This window comes from Marinobacter sp. DUT-1 (assembly GCF_050379415.1).
Taxonomy (GTDB): Bacteria; Pseudomonadota; Gammaproteobacteria; order Pseudomonadales; family Oleiphilaceae; genus Marinobacter.
Genome location: NZ_JBNRLS010000002.1, coordinates 567,421 through 587,163, shown reverse-complemented (window position 1 = coordinate 587,163; position 19,743 = coordinate 567,421). Strand labels below are relative to the sequence as shown.

Annotated in this window: 15 protein-coding genes; all 15 read left to right on the top strand. The window is 59.0% G+C overall.

What is annotated here, in order from left to right; all coding sequences use genetic code 11:
• The first annotated feature begins 14 nt into the window (after positions 1 to 14).
• The 15 genes from ACQUTG_RS08280 (at position 15) to ACQUTG_RS08210 (ending at position 19,710) form a co-directional block, all read left to right on the top strand.
• The gene (locus ACQUTG_RS08280) at positions 15 to 284 is read left to right on the top strand and encodes a hypothetical protein (RefSeq protein ID WP_428918947.1); all 270 of its coding nucleotides are present in this window, start codon (positions 15 to 17) and stop codon (positions 282 to 284) included.
• Positions 277 to 2,385, top strand: a complete 2,109-nt coding sequence (gene mdoH / locus ACQUTG_RS08275) for a glucans biosynthesis glucosyltransferase MdoH (RefSeq protein WP_428918946.1) — start codon at positions 277 to 279, stop codon at positions 2,383 to 2,385. The genes ACQUTG_RS08280 and mdoH overlap by 8 nt, the downstream gene beginning before the upstream one ends.
• Positions 2,386 to 2,427: 42 nt before the next feature.
• Complete coding sequence (locus tag ACQUTG_RS08270) at positions 2,428 to 4,014, top strand: glucan biosynthesis protein (RefSeq protein WP_428918945.1); 1,587 nt, start codon at positions 2,428 to 2,430, stop codon at positions 4,012 to 4,014.
• Positions 4,015 to 4,122: 108 nt separating this feature from the next.
• The gene (locus ACQUTG_RS08265) at positions 4,123 to 4,803 is read left to right on the top strand and encodes a GntR family transcriptional regulator (protein WP_091999539.1); all 681 of its coding nucleotides are present in this window, start codon (positions 4,123 to 4,125) and stop codon (positions 4,801 to 4,803) included.
• An 89-nt stretch (positions 4,804 to 4,892) separates the two neighbouring features.
• The gene (gene prpB, locus ACQUTG_RS08260; RefSeq protein WP_428918944.1) at positions 4,893 to 5,780 is read left to right on the top strand and encodes a methylisocitrate lyase; all 888 of its coding nucleotides are present in this window, start codon (positions 4,893 to 4,895) and stop codon (positions 5,778 to 5,780) included.
• Positions 5,781 to 5,998: 218 nt separating this feature from the next.
• The gene (gene prpC, locus ACQUTG_RS08255) at positions 5,999 to 7,132 is read left to right on the top strand and encodes a bifunctional 2-methylcitrate synthase/citrate synthase (RefSeq protein ID WP_428918943.1); all 1,134 of its coding nucleotides are present in this window, start codon (positions 5,999 to 6,001) and stop codon (positions 7,130 to 7,132) included.
• A gap of 83 nt (positions 7,133 to 7,215) precedes the next feature.
• Positions 7,216 to 9,813, top strand: a complete 2,598-nt coding sequence (gene acnD / locus ACQUTG_RS08250) for a Fe/S-dependent 2-methylisocitrate dehydratase AcnD (RefSeq protein WP_428918942.1) — start codon at positions 7,216 to 7,218, stop codon at positions 9,811 to 9,813.
• An 86-nt stretch (positions 9,814 to 9,899) separates the two neighbouring features.
• Positions 9,900 to 11,084, top strand: a complete 1,185-nt coding sequence (gene prpF, locus ACQUTG_RS08245) for a 2-methylaconitate cis-trans isomerase PrpF (RefSeq protein WP_428918941.1) — start codon at positions 9,900 to 9,902, stop codon at positions 11,082 to 11,084.
• A gap of 116 nt (positions 11,085 to 11,200) precedes the next feature.
• On the top strand, positions 11,201 to 12,685 hold the full coding sequence (gene prpD, locus ACQUTG_RS08240; RefSeq protein WP_428918940.1) for a 2-methylcitrate dehydratase: 1,485 nt from the start codon (positions 11,201 to 11,203) through the stop codon (positions 12,683 to 12,685).
• A gap of 145 nt (positions 12,686 to 12,830) precedes the next feature.
• Positions 12,831 to 13,604 carry a PEP-CTERM sorting domain-containing protein gene (locus ACQUTG_RS08235; RefSeq protein ID WP_428918939.1) on the top strand — a complete coding sequence of 258 codons (774 nt, stop codon included), beginning with the start codon at positions 12,831 to 12,833 and terminating at the stop codon, positions 13,602 to 13,604.
• A 240-nt stretch (positions 13,605 to 13,844) separates the two neighbouring features.
• Positions 13,845 to 15,257 (top strand): TIGR03013 family XrtA/PEP-CTERM system glycosyltransferase, encoded by a 1,413-nt coding sequence (locus tag ACQUTG_RS08230; RefSeq protein ID WP_428918938.1) that lies wholly within the window; start codon positions 13,845 to 13,847, stop codon positions 15,255 to 15,257.
• Positions 15,258 to 15,318: 61 nt separating this feature from the next.
• Complete coding sequence (locus ACQUTG_RS08225; RefSeq protein ID WP_428918937.1) at positions 15,319 to 15,963, top strand: XrtA/PEP-CTERM system exopolysaccharide export protein; 645 nt, start codon at positions 15,319 to 15,321, stop codon at positions 15,961 to 15,963.
• A gap of 54 nt (positions 15,964 to 16,017) precedes the next feature.
• Entirely contained in the window at positions 16,018 to 17,544 is a 1,527-nt protein-coding gene (locus ACQUTG_RS08220; protein WP_428918936.1) for an XrtA system polysaccharide chain length determinant, read from the top strand.
• The gene (locus ACQUTG_RS08215; RefSeq protein ID WP_428918935.1) at positions 17,541 to 18,452 is read left to right on the top strand and encodes a polysaccharide biosynthesis protein; all 912 of its coding nucleotides are present in this window, start codon (positions 17,541 to 17,543) and stop codon (positions 18,450 to 18,452) included. Before ACQUTG_RS08220 ends, ACQUTG_RS08215 begins: the two co-directional genes overlap by 4 nt.
• On the top strand, positions 18,445 to 19,710 hold the full coding sequence (locus tag ACQUTG_RS08210) for an outer membrane beta-barrel protein (RefSeq protein WP_428918934.1): 1,266 nt from the start codon (positions 18,445 to 18,447) through the stop codon (positions 19,708 to 19,710). Before ACQUTG_RS08215 ends, ACQUTG_RS08210 begins: the two co-directional genes overlap by 8 nt.
• Positions 19,711 to 19,743: the final 33 nt, after the last annotated feature.

Below are 19,743 nucleotides of genomic sequence, written 5' to 3'. Positions count from 1 at the left end.
GGAGGAATCAGGCCATGGCGGACATCTCCTTACAGGTCGTTTTCAACCGCGCCTTCACGTATCTCCGGGCGTCGGGAGTGGAAATGACGGTGGAGAGATACCGCACCCTCCTCCATCTGATCGAGGCGTCCATTGCCTCGGCGGGTGAGGACGGGCACGGGGACGAGCTTCTCGATTCGGTCATGGCGCGAATCCCCGACTATTTTGATTTGCCGGAGAAGATTCCCCCGCAGGCGACCCCAGAACTGTGCCGGGGCAGTATCGGGTATGGCCGTGATGTCTGATCTCGGTGAAGCTCCGACCACAGAAAGCTTCCCGCGCTGGCGGCTGGTTGCAGCCTTTCGGCGGGCACTTCTGATTGTTCTTGTTTTTGGCCAGACCCTGGTCGCCTGCTATTACCTGCTCTGGGTGCTCCCTTACCACGGGGGGACGTGGCTGGAACTGGCGATACTCGGGCTGTTTGCCGTGCTCTACGCATGGATTGCCGTAGGCTTCTGGGTTGCGGTTTTCGGGTTCGTCTTCCGGCTGATGGGAGGCGACCGGTACTCGTTGTTACGGCGATACCGGGACCGGGAGTTGGAGTCAGTCCCCCTTGCCCGGACTGCCATCGTGATGCCGGTCTATCATGAGCCGGTGCACTGGACATTCAGTGGCCTGAAAGCGGTTTATCGGGATCTTGAACGGAGTGGTCAACTCGAGCAGTTTGAGTTCTTCATTCTTTCGGACAGTCGCGATCCCGATACCTGGCTCGCGGAGCAGGCGGCATGGCACGAGCTGGTCCGGGAGTTGGGTGCTGAGGGCAGGTTGTTCTATCGCCGCCGCCCCGTGAACCTGAACTACAAAAGCGGGAACGTGGCCGATTTTCTGCGCCGGTGGGGGCGGCATTACGAGTACATGGTGGTGCTTGATGCTGACAGCCTGGTCAGTGCCCGTACCCTGGTAAAGATGGTGCGGCTTATGGAACTCGAGCCGCGGGTTGGCATTCTGCAGACCAATCCGAACATTATAAACGGGCAGTCCCTGTTTGCCCGCCTCCAGCAATTTGCCAACCGCTTCTATTCCCCCTTGTTTGCGACCGGGCTGGCCTCCATCCAGATGGGGGATGCGGCCTTCTGGGGGCACAACGCCATACTGAGGGTCCGGCCCTTCATGCGTTATTGCGGCCTGAGAAAGCTGCGCGGCCCCGGCATCTTCGGTGGTCCGATCATGAGTCATGATTTCGTTGAAGCGGCCTACATGGGGCGTGCGGGGTATGAGGTGTGGCTGGAGCCGGGGCTGGGTGAGAGCTTCGAGGAGTCGCCGCCGACGTTGTCCGATGAGCTGGTCCGGGACAACCGGTGGGCCAAGGGCAATCTCCAGCATCTGTGGATCATGCTGACTGCGCCCGGACTCCGGTTTGCCCATCGGATGGCTTTCCTGAACGGCATCATGGCCTATCTCGCATCCCCATTGTGGCTGTTGTTCCTGATCTGCACCACCATCGAGGCGGCACGGATGACCCTGGCCCCGATTGACTATTTTCCCGATGGGCACCAAGGGCTTTTCCCCCTCTGGCCCGAGTGGCGACCGGAGTGGGCTTTGCTGTTGGCCCTGAGTACAGCGGTGCTGTTGTTCCTGCCTAAAATCCTGGCCCTGGTTGATGCCGTTTTCCACCGATTGGCAAATGGTTTTGGCGGCATGGTTCGATTGACCATAAGCGTACTGATCGAAATTGCCGTGTCTGTCCTGCTTGCGCCCCTGCGGATGCTTGCCCACAGCCGGTTTGTGCTTGCGGGATTGTTGAACGTCTCCCTCAAATGGGCGGGGCAGAACCGGACCGAGGAAACAACCTGGTCCGAGGCGCTCCGGGCCCAGTTGCCGGGCATGATCATCGGGGTAGGCTGGTCAGCCTTTGCCTGGTCCCTGGATCGCCTGTTCTTTCTGTGGTCCCTGCCCGTTGCCTTGCCACTGGTGCTGGCGGTGCCTACCTCTGTCCTGCTTAGCCGGGTGTCTATCGGCCAGAGCCTGAAGGTGCGGCGCCTGTTGGCCATTCCCGAGGAAGGAAAGCCCCTGGCAATCCTGGAGGATGCCCGGGCGACCCGTGCGCAAACACCATCAGACACCGAACTCCGGCCGGTAGATCGCGCCGTTCTGAGCCCGGACCTCAACCGACTTTATTGGTCACTGGCGAGGGATCATCGATTAGCTGTGCGCGTTGAACACCTCAAGTCTGCCGTTAGCCGGTGTCTTCAGAGCGGGCCGGACGCGCTCTCGGCAGCAGAGCTCAGCCAGATGCTGCAGGACCGAAGTTCGCTCAGGGAACTGCACTGCAAGGCCTGGTGTGCGCCGCCATCTGGTTACTGGGGCCGGTGCATTCAACGCCTGGCCCAGGAAAACGATTCCTGAACTCTGACGAAGAACCCTGGAACCGTACGGGAGGAGAATGTTGTGGACAGGAGAACCTTGCTCAAGGCGATGCTGGCAACGGCAGGAAGCTATGGGCTGACGCCCCTGGTATTAGCGGCGCCCGAGGCTTCGGGCGCGGGCGGTGAGGCCAACGGAACGCCATTCAGTTATGCCTGGCTCAAGGGGCAGGCGCGAGCCTTGGCCAGTCAGCCCTACAGGGACCATGAGGGCGAGATTCCCGACGTCCTGAAAAACATTTCCTGGGATGATTATCAGGCGATCCGCTTCCGGAAAGATCATGCGTTGTGGAATGAATTGGATTCGGCATTCCAGGTCCAGTTATTCCACCTGGGTCTGTTTTTCCTGGCGCCGGTCAGGATCCATGAAGTGAAGGATGGCAGGGCGACCGAGCTGGCCTACAATCCGGATTACTTTGACTATGAGGGCGAACAGCCGCTCGGGGACCTTCCCCCCGACCTGGGATTTGCCGGCTTCCGGATCCACTACCATACCAACGTTCAGCTGGACGTCGCTTCCTTCCTTGGCGCGAGCTATTTCCGCGCGGTGGGTGCCGAGATGCAATACGGCATGTCGGCCAGGGGGCTGGCCATCGACACGGGGACCGGAAAAGAAGAGGAATTCCCGAGGTTCACGGCGTTCTGGCTGGAGCGGCCGGCCGAGAGCCAGCGGGTGATGAGAGTATGGGCATTGCTGGATTCGCCGAGTACCACCGGAGCCTATGCATTCACGATCGATCCCGGGCGCAACCTGGTCATGGATGTGGCAGTGGCGTTATACCCGCGCAAACAGATGGACCGTGTAGGCATAGCACCGCTGACCAGCATGTACCAGGTCGGCGAGAACAGTCAGCGGATGGATTACGACTGGCGGCCGGAAATTCATGATTCCGATGGTTTGGCCATGCAGACCGGAGCCGGAGGGTGGTTGTGGCGCCCGTTGAGGAATCCCCGGCGGCTCGCATTCAGCAGCTTTGCGGATCAGGATCCCCGCGGCTTCGGCCTGCTTCAGCGCGACCGGAACTTCGACCATTACCAGGACGATGGGGTGTATTACGATCGCAGGCCCGGTGTCTGGGTCGAGCCGCGGGAAGGTTGGGGTAAGGGCAGCATTGACCTGGTGGAGATTCCGACCGTCGATGAAACCTTCGATAACATCGTGGCCTTCTGGCACCCGGAGCAGCCGCTGGAGGCGGGACAGGAATATCTCTTTTCCTACCGGCTTCATTGGGGAGAGCGAGCGCCGGTGCGGCCCTATGAACTCGCTTCGGTCGTGGACACCCGGACCGGTCTGGGTGGTGTGGTCGGGCAGGAGCGCAAGTACTTCTCCTGGAGATTTGTGGTCGATTTTGCGGGCGGCCCGCTGGAGATGCTGGCAGAAGAAGCTGAGATCGTCCCGGAAATCTCGGTCAGCCGGGGAAGGGTGGAGATCAGCTCGGCGAGACCTTTGTCGGCAATCGACGGATATCGCGCCATGTTTGACCTGGTACCGGATGAATCCGAGGAGCCGATCGAGCTGCGGCTATATCTGAGCCTGAACGGCGAGACCATCACCGAAACCTGGCTCTACCAGTATTTCCCGCCTGCCCCGGACGACCGGAAACTTTATTAGGATTCAGGGGCATGTTAACAATCGGGTAGGCCACTCGGCGTTTTTGTTGACAATAAGTGGCTCTGGGCGTAGATTTACGCTTATTCCACTAACTATTGTTGACAAGGCATGGCTGAAGCTACTCTCCAATCCCAGACCCGAGCCGATGAAGCGTTTGATTGTTTACAAACGGCCATCGTCACGGGAGAGCTTGCTCCCGGCGAGAAGATCGGTGAAGTTGAGCTCTGTTCCCGGTTCAACCTGACCCGTGGGCCATTGCGCGAAGCCCTTGGCCGGCTGGAATCCCGTGGTCTTCTGGTACGCCGGCCCCATGCGGGTGTGAAGGTGGTTTCCGTCAGTGCCGCCGAACTGCTGGAGCTGTACCGGATCCGTGAGGTAATGGAGGGGCTCGCGGCTCGCCAGGCTGCCGAACGGATGACCGACGAGGAAATCGCCGAACTGCAGGCGACCCTGGACAGCCACGAGAAGATGATCGAGCAAGCCCAGGGCCAGGCCTATTACCAGGCTGAAGGCGACTACGATTTCCATCATCGTATCGCTACCGGTAGCCGCAACGCCAAGCTGGCCCAGATGCTGCTCGGTGACCTTTACTACATGGTCCGGATGTACCGGTATCGGCTGAGCACTTCCGCCGGGCGCCCGCACCTGGCGCTCCGTGAACACCGCCGTATCGTCGAGGCCATCGCCCAGAGGGATGGAGAACTCGCCGAATTCCTGATGAAACGACACATCAATGCTGCGCGCATAAACATCGAGAAGAAGATCGAGGAAGGCGTCCTGACGATTTAGAAGCTGAACAAGGGGTCTGACCCCGAACGGGGTCAGACCCCATCTTCACGAACCGAATGTAAAATTCCGAACAACACGAGGCCAACACCATGTCCAACAAACTCTCCCCGGGAGCCCGCTTCCGCAAGGCCCTGAAAGACAATCAGCCCCTGCAGATCGTGGGTACCATCAATGCTTACGCCGCGATGATGGCGGAGAAAGTCGGCCACCAGGCCATCTACCTCTCCGGTGGTGGTGTGGCTAACGCTTCCTACGGCCTGCCGGACCTCGGGATGACCACCATGAATGACGTGGTAGAGGATGTGCGTCGGATTACCGCGGCCTCCGAGCTGCCGCTGCTGGTAGACATCGACACCGGCTGGGGTGGTGCGTTCAACATCGCTCGTACTATCCGCGAGATGGAACGTGCCGGCGCCGCTGCGGTCCATATTGAGGACCAGGTTGCCCAGAAGCGTTGTGGTCACCGCCCGAACAAGGAGATTGTCTCCAAGGAAGAAATGGTCGACCGCATCAAGGCTGCCGTTGACGCCCGTGAAGACGATGATTTCTTCGTCATGGCCCGTACCGACGCCTTCCAGAAGGAAGGTCTGGAAGCGGCCATCGATCGCGCCAAGGCCTGCATTGAAGCCGGCGCCGACGGCATTTTCGCCGAAGCGGTACACGAGCTGGACGACTACAAGGCCTTCGCCGAGGCCCTGGATGTGCCCATCCTGGCCAACATCACCGAATTCGGCGCAACCCCGCTCTACAACAAGAAAGAGCTGGCCGAGGCCGGCGCCGGTATGGTCCTGTACCCGCTGAGCGCCTTCCGCGCCATGAACAAGGCCGCCCTCACGGTGTACCAGAACATCCTGGAGAAGGGTGACCAGAAAGACGTGGTAGACCTGATGCAGACCCGGATGGAACTGTACGATTTCCTGAACTACCACGACTTCGAGCAGAAGCTGGACCAGCTGTTTGAGCAGAGCAAAGGCTGAGGACGACCGTCGGGGTCTGATGAAAGCCTTCATCTGACCCCATTTTAGAAATTGAGCAAGGTCGGGGTCAGAAGAAAGCGTTCTTCAGACCCCGGTGCAATCCCCTGAATTAAAGGGGCGGGACTGAAAACGGGGTCAGAAGAAAGCGTTCTTCAGACCCCTCGGTTCTGACCCCATCTTCAAGATCAAGTTCAAGATGAGAACGAGGGAGAACAACAATGGCTGAAGCAAAGAAACAAGGTGGCGCCGGCCTGCGTGGCCAGGTTGCCGGTGAGACTGCCCTGTGTACCGTCGGCAAGACCGGTACCGGCCTGACCTACCGTGGCTATGACATTACCGATCTGGCCAACAACGCCCAGTTCGAGGAAGTAGCCTACCTGCTCCTGCGTGGCAAGCTGCCGAACCAGCAGGAACTGGACGCCTACAAGAAGAAGCTCGTGAGTCTGCGCGTCCTGCCCGAAGCGCTGAAAACCGTGCTTGAGCAGATCCCCAGGAACGCTCACCCGATGGACGTGATGCGTACCGGCTGTTCCATGCTGGGTAACCTGGAAACCGAAGAAGACTTCAGCGAGCAGGACGACAAGATCGACCGCATGCTGGCGGTATTCCCGGCGATTATCACCTACTGGTATCGCTTCGCCCACGAGGGCGTCCGGATCGAGACCGCCAACACCGAGAGTGACTCCATCGGCGGTGTTTTCCTGGAGCTCCTGCACGGCAAGAAGCCGAGCGAACTGCACGAGCGCGTGATGAACGTCTCCCTGATCCTGTATGCGGAGCACGAGTTCAATGCCTCAACCTTCACCGCTCGCGTGTGTGCCTCCACCCTCTCCGACATTCACAGCTGCGTGACCGGTGCCATCGGTTCCCTCCGTGGTCCGCTGCATGGTGGTGCCAACGAAGCCGCCATGGCGCTGATCCAGAAGTTCCAGACCCCGGAAGAGGCCGAAAAGGGCCTGATGGGCATGCTGGAGCGCAAGGAAAAGATCATGGGCTTCGGACACGCCGTCTACACCGAATCCGACCCGCGCAACGCCATCATCAAGAAGTGGTCCGAGAAGCTGGCCGAGGAAGTGGGCGACACCGTGCTGTACCCGGTTTCCGTGCGCTGCGAGGAAGTCATGTGGCGCGAGAAGAAGCTGTTCTGTAACGCCGACTTCTTCCACGCTTCCGCCTATCACTTCATGGGCATCCCGACCGAGCTGTTCACCCCGATCTTTGTGATGTCCCGGGTGTCCGGCTGGACCGCTCATGTGAAAGAGCAGCGCGCCAACAACCGGATCATCCGCCCGAGCGCGGACTACACCGGTCCGGAGCACGCTGAGTGGCTGCCGATTGATCAGCGCGACTGATAAGACGTGAAATAGGGGGCTGACCCCATGCGGGGTCAGACCCCACCTTCAGACCCCACCTTCACAAATCTGAGCCGCCGACCATGAACACTGAATACCGCAAACAACTCCCGGGCTCCGACCTGGACTACTTCGACACCCGCCAGGCGGTTGAAGACATCCAGCCCGGCGCCTACGACAAGCTCCCGTACACCTCCCGCATCCTGGCCGAGCAGCTGGTTCGTCGCTGCGATCCGGCGATGCTGACCGATTCCCTGAAGCAGCTGATCGAGCGCAAGCGCGATCTGGACTTCCCGTGGTACCCCGCCCGCGTGGTGTGCCATGACATTCTGGGCCAGACCGCCCTCGTGGACCTGGCCGGCTTGCGTGATGCCATCGCCGAGAAGGGCGGGGATCCCGCCAAGGTCAACCCGGTGGTACCCACCCAGCTGATCGTGGATCACTCCCTGGCCGTTGAGCACGCCGGTTTCGAGAAAGATGCCTTCGAAAAGAACCGTCAGATCGAAGACCGCCGCAACGACGACCGCTTCCACTTCATCAACTGGACCAAGACCGCGTTCAAGAATGTGGATGTGATCCCGCCGGGCAACGGCATCATGCACCAGATCAACCTGGAGAAGATGTCTCCGGTGGTTCAGGCTCGTGACGGTGTGGCCTTCCCGGATACCTGTGTCGGGACCGACAGCCATACCCCGATGGTTGACGCCCTGGGCGTCATTTCAGTCGGCGTGGGCGGCCTGGAAGCCGAGAGTGTGATGCTTGGCCGCGCTTCCATGATGCGCCTGCCGGACATTGTGGGCGTCGAGCTCACCGGCAAGCTTCAGCCGGGCATTACCAGTACCGACATGGTGCTGGCCCTGACCGAATTCCTGCGTAAAGAGCGGGTGGTTGGTGCCTACCTGGAGTTCTACGGCGAGGGTGCCGACAGCCTCACTGTGGGTGATCGTGCCACCATCTCCAACATGACCCCGGAATACGGCGCCACCGCCGCGATGTTCTACATTGACGGTCAGACCATCGACTACCTGAAGTTGACCGGCCGCGAAGACGACCAGATAGCCCTGGTGGAGAAATATGCCAGGGAAACTGGCCTGTGGGCCGATAGCCTGAAGAATGCAGAGTATGAACGGGTGCTGAAGTTCGACCTGTCCAAGGTCACCCGCACCCTGGCTGGCCCGTCGAACCCGCACGCGCACCTGCCGACTTCCGAGCTGACCAAGCGCGGCATCGCCGGCGACTGGGAACTGGAAGAGGGCAAGATGCCGGATGGCGCGGTGATCATCGCAGCCATCACCAGCTGTACCAACACCTCCAACCCGCGCAACATGGTGGCGGCCGGCCTGATTGCCCGTAACGCCAACAAGCTGGGCCTGACCCGAAAGCCGTGGGTGAAGAGCTCCCTGGCACCGGGTTCCAAGACCGTAAAGATGTACCTGGAAGAAGCCAACCTGCTGCCAGAGCTGGAAAACCTCGGTTTTGGTGTGGTGGCCTTTGCCTGTACCACCTGTAACGGCATGAGTGGTGCCCTGGATCCGAAAATCCAGCAGGAAATCATCGATCGGGACCTGTATTCCACCGCGGTCCTGTCGGGCAACCGGAACTTTGACGGCCGGATTCACCCGTATGCCAAGCAGGCGTTCCTGGCGTCACCGCCATTGGTGGTTGCCTACGCCATTGCCGGCACCATCCGTTTCGACATCGAGAAGGATGCCTTGGGTTACGATCAGGACGGCAACCCCATCACCCTGAAGGATATCTGGCCGAGTGATGAGGAAGTCGACGCCATCGTGAAGCAGTCGGTCAAACCGGAACAGTTCCGCCAGACCTACATCCCGATGTTCGACATCACCCGGGACGCCCAGGCAAACGTAAGCCCGAATTACGAGTGGCGTCCGCAGAGTACCTACATCCGTCGCCCGCCTTACTGGGAAGGTGCATTGGCCGGAGAGAAGACCCTCAAGGGCATGCGCCCGCTGGCGATCCTTCCGGACAACATCACCACCGATCACCTGTCGCCGTCCAACGCGATCCTGGCCAGCAGTGCCGCCGGTGAGTACCTGGCGAAGATGGGCCTGCCGGAGGAGGACTTCAACTCCTACGCGACCCACCGTGGTGACCACCTGACCGCCCAGCGTGCCACCTTCGCGAACCCGAAACTGTTCAACGAGATGGTCCTGGACGAGAACGGCAACGTGAAGCAAGGCTCCCTGGCCCGCATCGAGCCGGAAGGCAAGGTGACCCGCATGTGGGAAGCCATCGAGACCTACATGGAGCGCAAGCAGCCGCTGATCATCGTCGCCGGCGCCGACTACGGGCAGGGTTCCTCCCGTGACTGGGCGGCCAAGGGCGTTGCCCTGGCTGGTGTCGAAGCGATCGTGGCCGAAGGTTTTGAGCGCATCCACCGGACCAACCTGGTCGGCATGGGCGTGATGCCCCTGCAGTTCGAGGAAGGCACCACCCGCAAGACCCTGGCCCTCGACGGCACCGAGACCTACGATGTGGAAGGCACCCCGGCGCCGCGCGCCGAGCTGACCCTGGTCATCCACCGCAAGAACGGCAGCACCGAACACGTGCCCGTGATTTGCCGCCTGGATACCGCGGAAGAGGTCTCCATCTACAAGGCCGGTGGCGTGCTGCAGCGCTTCGCCCAGGACTTCCTGGAGTCTGAAGGGGCAGCGTGAGTCGCAAAGCAGGGGGCAGATGAAGGCTTTCATCTGACCCCATGTTCATGACCAGCCCCATCTTCACGGATACAGAGAGCAAACCCATGACCCATGCTCCCCAAATCAAAGTCCCCGCCACCTACATGCGTGGCGGCACCAGCAAAGGCGTGTTCTTCCGCCTGCAGGACCTGCCCGAAGCCGCACAGGTGCCCGGTGAAGCCCGGGACAAGCTGCTGCTGCGGGTAATCGGCAGCCCCGATCCCTACCAGAAGCAGACCGACGGTATGGGCGGCGCCACCTCCAGCACCAGCAAGACCGTGATCCTGGCTGCGCCCACCCAGCCGGACCACGACGTCGATTACCTGTTCGGCCAGGTCTCCATCGACAAGCCCTTCGTGGACTGGAGCGGCAACTGCGGCAACCTGACTGCAGCCGTCGGTGCGTTTGCCATTAACGGCGGTTTCGTAGAGAAAGAGCGGATTCCGGAAAACGGCATCTGCACCGTCCGCATCTGGCAGGCCAATATCAAAAAGACCATCGTCGCCCACGTACCCATCACCAACGGTGAAGTGCAGGAAACCGGCGATTTCGAGCTGGACGGCGTGACCTTCCCGGCGGCGGAAGTCCAGATCGAATTCATGGATCCGGCCGACGGCGACGGTGCCATGTTCCCCACCGGCAATGTGGTGGACGACCTGGACGTGCCCGGTTTGGGCACCCTGAAAGCCACCATGATCAATGCCGGTATCCCGACCATCTTCATCAATGCCGAAGATATTGATTACAAGGGCACCGAGCTGCAGGACGACATCAACAGCGATCCGAAGGCGCTGGAGATGTTCGAAACCATCCGTGCCCACGGCGCCGTGAAGATGGGTCTGATCCAGGACGTGAGCGAAGCAGCCAACCGTCAGCACACGCCCAAGGTCGCCTTCGTCGCAAAACCGGTGGACTACGTAGCCTCCAGTGGCAAGCAAATCACCGCCAGTGACATCGACGTACTGGTACGTGCCCTGTCCATGGGCAAGCTCCATCACGCCATGATGGGCACCGCGGCGGTGGCGATCGCTACGGCATCTGCAGTTCCGGGTACACTGGTCAATCTGGCCGCGGGCGGCGGGGACCGTACCCACGTCACCTTCGGCCACCCGTCCGGAACCCTGCGCGTTGGCGCGGAGGCGAAGGAAGTAAATGGTCAGTGGACCGCGACAAAAGCCATCATGAGCCGCAGTGCGCGGATTCTGATGGAAGGTTGGGTGAGGGTGCCGGGGGATTCGTTCCAGGGCTGAACCCGCTGAACCGACAATGCCCCCGGACTGTATACCGTCTATCTTTCAGGTAGAGGGTAAACAGCCGGGGGCATTTTTATTTGCCCGGGAAAGCAATCAGGAAAGGAGGCAACAGCATGTCTGCAACGTTCGACGTCAATGTCCGTCCGGATTATGACGAAGTACTCCAGAAGATCGCGGATTATGTCCTGAACTATGAGATCGACAGCGATGAGGCCTGGGATACGGCCCGTAACTGCCTGATCGACACCCTTGGCTGCGGCCTGCTGGCCTTGCGTTTTCCCGAATGCACCAAGCATCTTGGCCCCATCGTCGAAGGGACCGTTGTTCCCCACGGCGCCCGGGTGCCTGGCACCCAGTTCCGGCTCGACCCGGTAAAAGCGGCCTGGGACATCGGCTGCATCGTCCGCTGGCTGGATTACAACGACACCTGGCTGGCCGCAGAGTGGGGCCATCCTTCCGATAACCTGGGGGCCATCCTGGCGGTGGCTGATCACCTGTCCCAGAAGCGGGTGGCCGAAGGAAAGCAACCCTTCGTCATGAAGGATGTGTTGGAAGCGATGATCATGGCCCATGAAATCCAGGGCATACTGGCGCTTGAGAACTCGTTCAACCGGGTGGGGTTGGACCACGTGGTGCTGGTGAAAGTGGCTTCAACGGCCGTGGCCGCCAAGCTCATGGGTGCCAACCGGGAACAGCTGTTGTCGGCCCTGTCCCATGCCTGGGTCGACGGCCAGGCACTCAGGACCTATCGCCATGCTCCCAATGCCGGCTCCCGGAAATCCTGGGCAGCAGGGGATGCCAGCTCCCGTGCGGTCCGGCTCGCCGACATCGCCATGCGTGGTGAGATGGGCATTCCGGGTGTCTTGACCGCGCCCCAGTGGGGCTTTTACGACGTCCTGTTCAGCAAGACCAACAAGGACCAGAAGCTCAAGCCCGAGGAGGAGCAGCAGTTCTCCCTGCCACAGGCGTTCGGCTCCTACGTGATGGAAAACATCCTGTTCAAGATTTCCTTCCCGGCGGAATTCCACGCCCAGACCGCAGCCGAAGCGGCGGTTACGCTGCACCCGGAAGTAAAAGACCGACTGGACGAGATCGACAAGATCGTTATCACCACCCATGAGTCTGCGATCCGCATCATTTCCAAGGTAGGCAAGCTGGCCAATCCGGCGGACCGGGACCACTGCCTGCAGTACATGACGGCGGTACCGCTGATCTTCGGAAGCCTGACGGCAGAGCACTACGAAGACAGCTTCCACGAAGGCCACCCGATCATCGACGAGCTGCGGGACAAGATGGAAGTGGTGGAAGACCCCCGCTACACCCGCGAATACCTGGAACCCGAGAAGCGCTCCATCGCCAACGCTGTACAGGTATTCTTCAAGGATGGTTCCAGTACCGACAAGGTGGCCGTGGAGTACCCGATTGGCCATCGCCGGCGTCGGAAAGATGGGATTCCTCTGCTGGAGGAGAAATTCCGGGCCAATCTGGGGACGCGGTTTCCGGTGCAGCAATGTGAGCGGATATTCAGTTTGAGCAGAGATCAGCAGAGGCTTGAAAAAGTGTCGGTTCCAGAGTTTGTAAATCTTTTTGTGATTTGAGGGGAGAAACCGTCAGTATTTTTTACACTGCTTTTAGATGCATTTTTTAACTTACTGAAAGGGCGAAAAAAAATAGAAGTTGGCTCCTTGTTTGCTTTGGTGGAGGGCGTGGACATACCCACAATCATTGTCAAAGGAGTGAGACATGAAATTGGCTCTAGCAAAGCAACTAACGGGGATTGCGCTTGCTTCTGCATTTTCCGTTTCAGTAGCGAATGCCGCCATGATCGACGTGACCGTCAGCGGTCCGGGAGTCACGGAGGCTGAGGCTGCAGAGACGGATTTTCTGGCGTTCCTCAAGGATACGACAACAGAAACCTTCGAAGGGTTTACCGCAGCCACCGGCTCGGCAGACCAGACCACTACCATCAACACCAGCGTTGGCGACTTCACCCAGTTGCAGCCTGGCGGAGATTATCCGTCCGAGTCCTGTAACGATGGTGGCTTCAGCTGCGCGGGTGGGTTGGCCATCCTGAATTCGGACACCAGTCCGTTCAGTGGCCGTTACCCCATGCCGGCTGATGGTGAGAACCAGAACTGGCTCGACAGCATGGATTCCCAGCAGATGAAGTTCTCGCTTGCGGGCATGTACACCGCCGTGGGCTTCTATCTGACGGATCCCAATGATGTCGGCGGTATCATGAATATTCTGTTCGCAGATCAGACTGAAGGTACGCTTGATCTCGGCGCGGTATTCGATCCCAGCCTCGCGAGTGGCTCTGCCTTCTACGTCGGCATCATGAGCGATGTGGCAATCAGTTCGCTGACCTTCTACACCAACGATGAGAACGATGGTTTCGGCATCGACAATGTGACAGTCGGTACCGTTCCGGAGCCCGGAACCCTGGCCTTGCTGGGTCTTGGACTTGTCGGAATGGGAGTCATGAAGCGGCGCAAGTCATCTGACACCGCCTGTTAAATTCCATATCAAATCAATCCAGAACCGAAGGCTCCGCGGGGAAGCCGGGGAAATTTTTTGCCGGCATTCTCGCGGACTTTCCGAAGGGCGGTTTGTTGACGGACTGTAAAAACAGGTTACACTTTGTAAGTAAGCTATTGCCCGGTTGAGACCGGACCAGGTGCTCAGGAAAGAGTTAAAAACCCTGCATTCCGGTGAGGCAAAGTTGTGGTTGTTACGTGAAGAACACAAGGAGTTTATGTGGCTCACGTCAGGTTTTTTCGGCATTACATTCATTTACCCTTCCTGATCCTGGGGCTGATTGATCTTCTGGTCCTGATTCTGGCGTTTTGCCTGTCTGTTTTTTTTGCTTTTTTTGGTGACGTTTCGTTCTTCATTACGCAGATCTGGTATGTCGTTCCCTCTGCGCTCGCCTTTGCTCTATTGAATCTGTTTGTGATGGTGGCCGTTGCGGTTCATCAGGCGCGCCTGGAAGAGGGCATGTCAGGCATGATGCTGCGGACCCTCATGGCCCTGATCATCAGCCTTCCACTTTGCGGTCTGGCCTATCTGATTGGTGGTGATTGGCTGTGGTATCTGGGGCACACCAGTGTTCTGACCACCGCTGCCGTGTTCGGGCTGTTCATGCTGGGACTGGTAAGAACTGTCTTTTTCGCTCTGGTAGGGAAGGACGCATTCAAGCGGCGGGTGCTGGTGCTGGGCGCCGGACCAAGAGCCAGTCAGTTGCTGGAGGACCTGAAGACACCGTTCAACCGGAAAGGTTTTACGCTGGCGGGTTTTGTGCCTATGCCGGGTGAACCGGTGGCTGTGAGCAAGAGCCAGCTGGTTACGCCGGCTGTGGCGCTGCACAGATTTGTTCTTTCCCTTCGGGTGCATGAAATTGTCGTGGCGGTTGAAGACCGCCGCAAGGGGCTGCCCATGGAGGACCTGCTGGAGTGCAAAATGCAGGGCGTCAAGGTTGTTGACGGTGCCACCTTCTACGAAAGGGAATCCCGCAAGGTGGCCCTGGAAATGATTACCCAGGGCTGGCTGGTGTTCTCTGACGGTTACAACGTCGCCTCCGTCGCTGGTTTCTGGAAAAGAACACTGGACCTGGCTTCATCGATCACCCTGCTGCTGGCGACCCTTCCCCTGATGTTGCTGACGATGCTCGCGATCAAGCTGGAAGACGGCTTCCGTGCCCCGGTTATCTACAGTCAGGAGCGGGTGGGGCTCAATGGCAAGGTGTTCCGTGTACACAAGTTCCGCTCGATGGTGACCGATGCGGAAAAGAACGGCGCTGTCTGGGCCAGCAAGGGTGACACCCGGGTTACCCGGGTTGGTGAATTTATCCGGAAGTTGCGCATCGACGAATTGCCACAAATCTTCAATGTGCTGAACGGTACGATGGCCTTTGTCGGGCCCCGTCCGGAACGGCCGATATTTGTCGAGAAGCTGGCAGCAACTATCCCGTTCTACAACGAACGGCATCGCGTAAAGCCCGGAATTACAGGCTGGGCGCAACTGTGTTTCGCGTACGCAGATAACGAAGAGGACAGTCGCGAAAAGCTCAGGTATGACCTTTACTACATCAAGAACCAGAGTCTGTTGCTGGATCTTCTGATCATGATGCAGACGGTGGAAGTGATCTTGTTCAGGAAAGGTTCAAGGTAGCTTCGGAAGGGGCGCAGTCTTCGGAGCCGAACTCAAACAGGGATTTCAGAGAGGAATAACAATGTCACGGATGTTCAGGTTTTGGGGCGTAATCGCGACCCTGGTGGCGGTAGCGTTGTCTACAGGATGTGCTGCACCCAGCGCTTCGTCGCCCGAAGCGATTAACAGGGCGCTTACGGTCGATACAACGACAAGCGTTGATGAATACATTCTCGGGCCCACCGATACCGTCCGGGTCTCGGTATGGCGAAACGAAGACCTCAGTATCACGGTTCCGGTCCGCCCGGACGGCAAAGTCTCCGTGCCCCTGGTCGGCGACGTCCAGGCAAGCGGAAAAACGCCGGAAGGTCTCGCCAGTGACATCGAACTGCAGCTGTCTTCCTTTATTCGCCAACCCCAGGTCAGCGTTGTCGTCACCAGCATGGGCAGTCACGAGTTTATCGACAGGGTCCGTGTTGCCGGTGCCGTCGAACAGCCCCTCTCGATGCCCCATCGTGCAGGTATGACGGTGCTGGACATCGTGCTCCAGGCCGGTGGTGCCAATCAGTTTGCCGCCGAGAACAACGCCATGCTGTACCGGCAGGTTGGTAACGATGTAGTGGCGATCCCGGTAAGGCTTGGGGATATCCTCACGCGAGGCGATGTAAAGACAAACTACCCGTTGCGTCCGGGCGATATCCTCAGCGTTCCTGAGCGGGTCTTCTGATAAAAGGATTTTCAAGGTAGCAGACCCCGGTATGAACCGGGAAGGAACAGTGTCATGACCCTCCCTTTTTCCCAATTGCCGGCCGAAATGTTCCGGGAAATCAAGGCCCACAAGTGGCTGGCCCTGATGGTATTCGCTGTTGTCAGTTTCGCAGTGCTGATCGCCGGCTTTCTGTGGCCATACAAATACGAGTCCCAGGTCGTTATCTTCGTGGATGACCGGAATATCATCCGCCCGCTTATGGAGGGTAGCGCGGTGACGACACGGGTCAGTGACCGGACGTCTGCCGCCAGGGAGCTGCTCTGGAGCCGGAATATTGTCGAGCCCGTAGCCACGGACCCGGAAATATACGGGGAGGAAGCATCCGGACTGTCGCCCGAAGCACTGGAGAACCGGATTGCCGCTATCCGCGCCAACCTCTTTGTGCGTCCCAGGGGCGATAGCTACTTCAGCATAGGATACTCATCAGAATCTCCTGACCAGGCCTTTCAGATTGCACAAAGGCTCGGCCAGCTTTTCATCGCTGAAAACAATTCCCGTAAGCGCAGTGAAAGCAGAAATGCTTACGAGTTCATCGACAAGCAGGTCAAGAGCTACGAGCAGCAGTTGGCTCAGGTTGAAGAACGAATGAAGCAATTCCTCTCGGAAAATGTTGACGGCACCGAGGGTGAGGCCAACCAGCGCATGGCCAATCTGCGCAGCCAGATTGAACGGGCCGAACTCGACCGCCGGGAACTGCAGTCCCGTGCTGCCTCCCTGGAGAAAGAGTTGCTGGGGATGGCTCCGGTCATCCAGCAACGGGCGGTGGACCAATATCAGCAACGCATAAACGGCTTGCAGGACAAGCTCGATAACCTGAGGCTCCGCTATCACGACACCTATCCCGATATCGTGATCCTTCGGGAGCAGATTGCGGAACTCGAGCGGCGCCGGGCCCAGGCCCTGGCGGACGGCGGGCCGGCAAACGTGGTGTCCGGCGGGGATGCCGAAGCCAACCCGGTCTTCCAGGAGGTCAGGAGCGCACTGGCAGAAACCCGCGCCGATATCCGGACCAAAGACACCCGGATCAGGGCACTTAATGAGTTATTGTCTGAGCACATGCTCCGTATGGAGAGAATCCAGGAAAACAAGGCCGAGTACTCCGATCTGACCCGCGACATGGAAGTGAACAAGCAGATTTACGATGATCTGCTCAAACGTCGTGAAAGGGCCCGGGTGTCCATGCATCTGGATGTTGAAGGCCAGGGTCTGAGCTACAGGATCAGTGAGAATGCTCAGTATCCGCGTGGAGTCAAAGGCCCGAAATTCTCGACGTTTGCGTTTGCCGGCCTGTTTCTCGGTGCCATTGCGCCCTTCGGGCTGATAGCAGGATTGCTCCAGATCGACCCTCGCGTTCGCGCTCGCAAGCAACTGGAAGAGACCATCGGTTTGCCGGTCCTGGCCGAGTTGCCGCAGGTCAAAACACCCTACGAGCAACGTCGTGAACGCCGCCTGACAACGCTGGTTGTGGTCTGCGCCTTGCTGGTTTGCGGGGCCTACGTTGCCATCGCGGCAGCATCAATGATGGGAGTCATCGGATGACTGAGCAAAGCAAACACGCCAAGACCACGGATCGCTCGGTCAATCCGGACGCCGAGCAGCAGAACCGGGAAGGCCGTTTCTGGGAGGTGCACAAACAGGCACCGGAGGAGAGCGATGCGGAAAAAGCCCTGAAAGGCGAGGGCGTACCCTACTCGGAATGGGATGATTCCCGCATGCTGGTGCCGAGCTCCCTGGAGTTGGGACCGGGCGCTGTCGACCGCTATGTCATCAGCAAACAGATCGTGCGGATGCAGGAGCCGCGGCGGCTCAGCCATGATGATCTTGACGAGCGGCGCATCATCTATCCCGAATCTCCCAATCGCCAACTGGTCAACCGGTTCCGGGCTTTGCGCACCAAACTTCTGGAAGCCTCCGGAGGCAACAACTTCACTCTGGTGGTCAGTGGCGCCAGCAGCAGCGCCGGGAGTTCGTTTGTGGCATTCAATCTCGCGGCGGCCTTTGCCTTTGATCAGGCCAAGACGGCGGTTGTTATTGATTGCAATCTGCACGAGCCGAGTCTGCACTCACTGGTCGATGTAGTGCCGGAATACGGTCTGACTGACTTTCTTGATGACCCGGATTTCGATGTCGCCAGTATCCTGTATCCCACCGGTATTCCCAGGCTGAGATTGATTCCGGCAGGCAGCCGGCGGGAGATACCCGCAGAATTTTTTACCTCTTTTCGCATGAAACAGTTTGTGCAGGCCGTGCGTCGGCGCTATCCGGACCGCTTCATCATTTTCGATACCGCCCCGATCAGTGATTCGCCGGACGCCCGAATTCTCGGTGAACTGTGCGACTACGCCATGTTGGTGGTTCCCCATGGCCGGGTGAGTCCCGCAACAGCCGAGCAGGCAGCGCTTGCATTCCATCCGCAGAAATTTGTCGGGGCGGTGATCAATGGTTGAAAAAAAGGTACTGGTATTGGCAATCGCAACCACCGGGTTATCGACCGCTGTCGCCGAGCCTCTGCGGATCGATGGTTCTCTGCAAGGTCGATTCAGTGACAACGCGGAACTGTCGGCCTCGGATGAAACCAGCGATCTGGAAACCCGGACCACCATCGGCATCGGATACCGCACCGATCCTGGTCGGTGTAACGCCGATCTGGGTTCACGCTTCGGTTACGGATACTGGATGGATGATACCTATGATCCGGAAGTCTACAGCAACATGACGTTTCTCGGTGATTGCGAGATCAACGACAACCTGAGCTGGGAGTTGACCGACTACCTCCGCGATGTCACGCAGGATTCCCGGGCCGGAGATACCCCTGAGAACCGCACCCGAAAGAATCTCTTCCGAACCGGCCCCGTGCTGAGCTTCAGGGCGACCTCGGTGGACGAACTGGTGTTCCGGGCTTCCTATGAGCAGACGGACTACAGCGAGCCGGTTGAGCCGGACAGCGAACGTTACATCGCATCCGCTGCATGGAATCATCTGTTCAGTCCGACCCTGACGGCGGGTCTGTTTGCATCTGCTGATCGGGCAGAGCTGGATACCATAGAGGAAGACGTTGACCGAGATACTCTGACAGCGACCTTCAGTAAACAATGGGTTGCCACCCGGTTGAGTGGTTCACTTGGTGTAAGCCAACTGGAGAGTCGGAGGCCGGGTAGTCAGAGTGAAAACGAGGGAGTGGTCGGTAACCTCCGGCTTGAACGCGAGATCAATCCAACAACCTTGCTGACTCTGGTGGCCAATCGCGAGCTGACGGACCAGACGTCGGATCTTGATATACGCATAGGCTCCTTCGTGTTCAACCTGGAACAGACCGAGCCGGTTGAGGTGACGGCATTTCGCGCGACACTGGACAAAGGCTTCAGTGACGGTAGCTCGCTGGGGCTGAGCGGCTATGGCAGCCAGACAGATTACCTCCTGAGCGATCTGACCGACTATCGTTCAGGCTTCAATGCCCGCTACCGCAGACCAGTGACTGAGTTCATGGGCTTCAACGCGGGACTTGGCTATGACTTTTACGATTACGGAGGCGAGATCGACTCCAATGATCACGTGCTGGATTTGAGGGTCGGTCTGGATTACCAGCTCAGCCGAAAACTGACCGCTCAGGGCAGTATCGGTCACGAGCGCCGGGAGAGCGAGACCGCCTCCCGTGAATACAACGAAAACTGGATTTTGCTCGGCCTGAGTTACCAGTTCCGTTGAACGGCAACTGACAACAGGGCCAGGGAAGGGCTC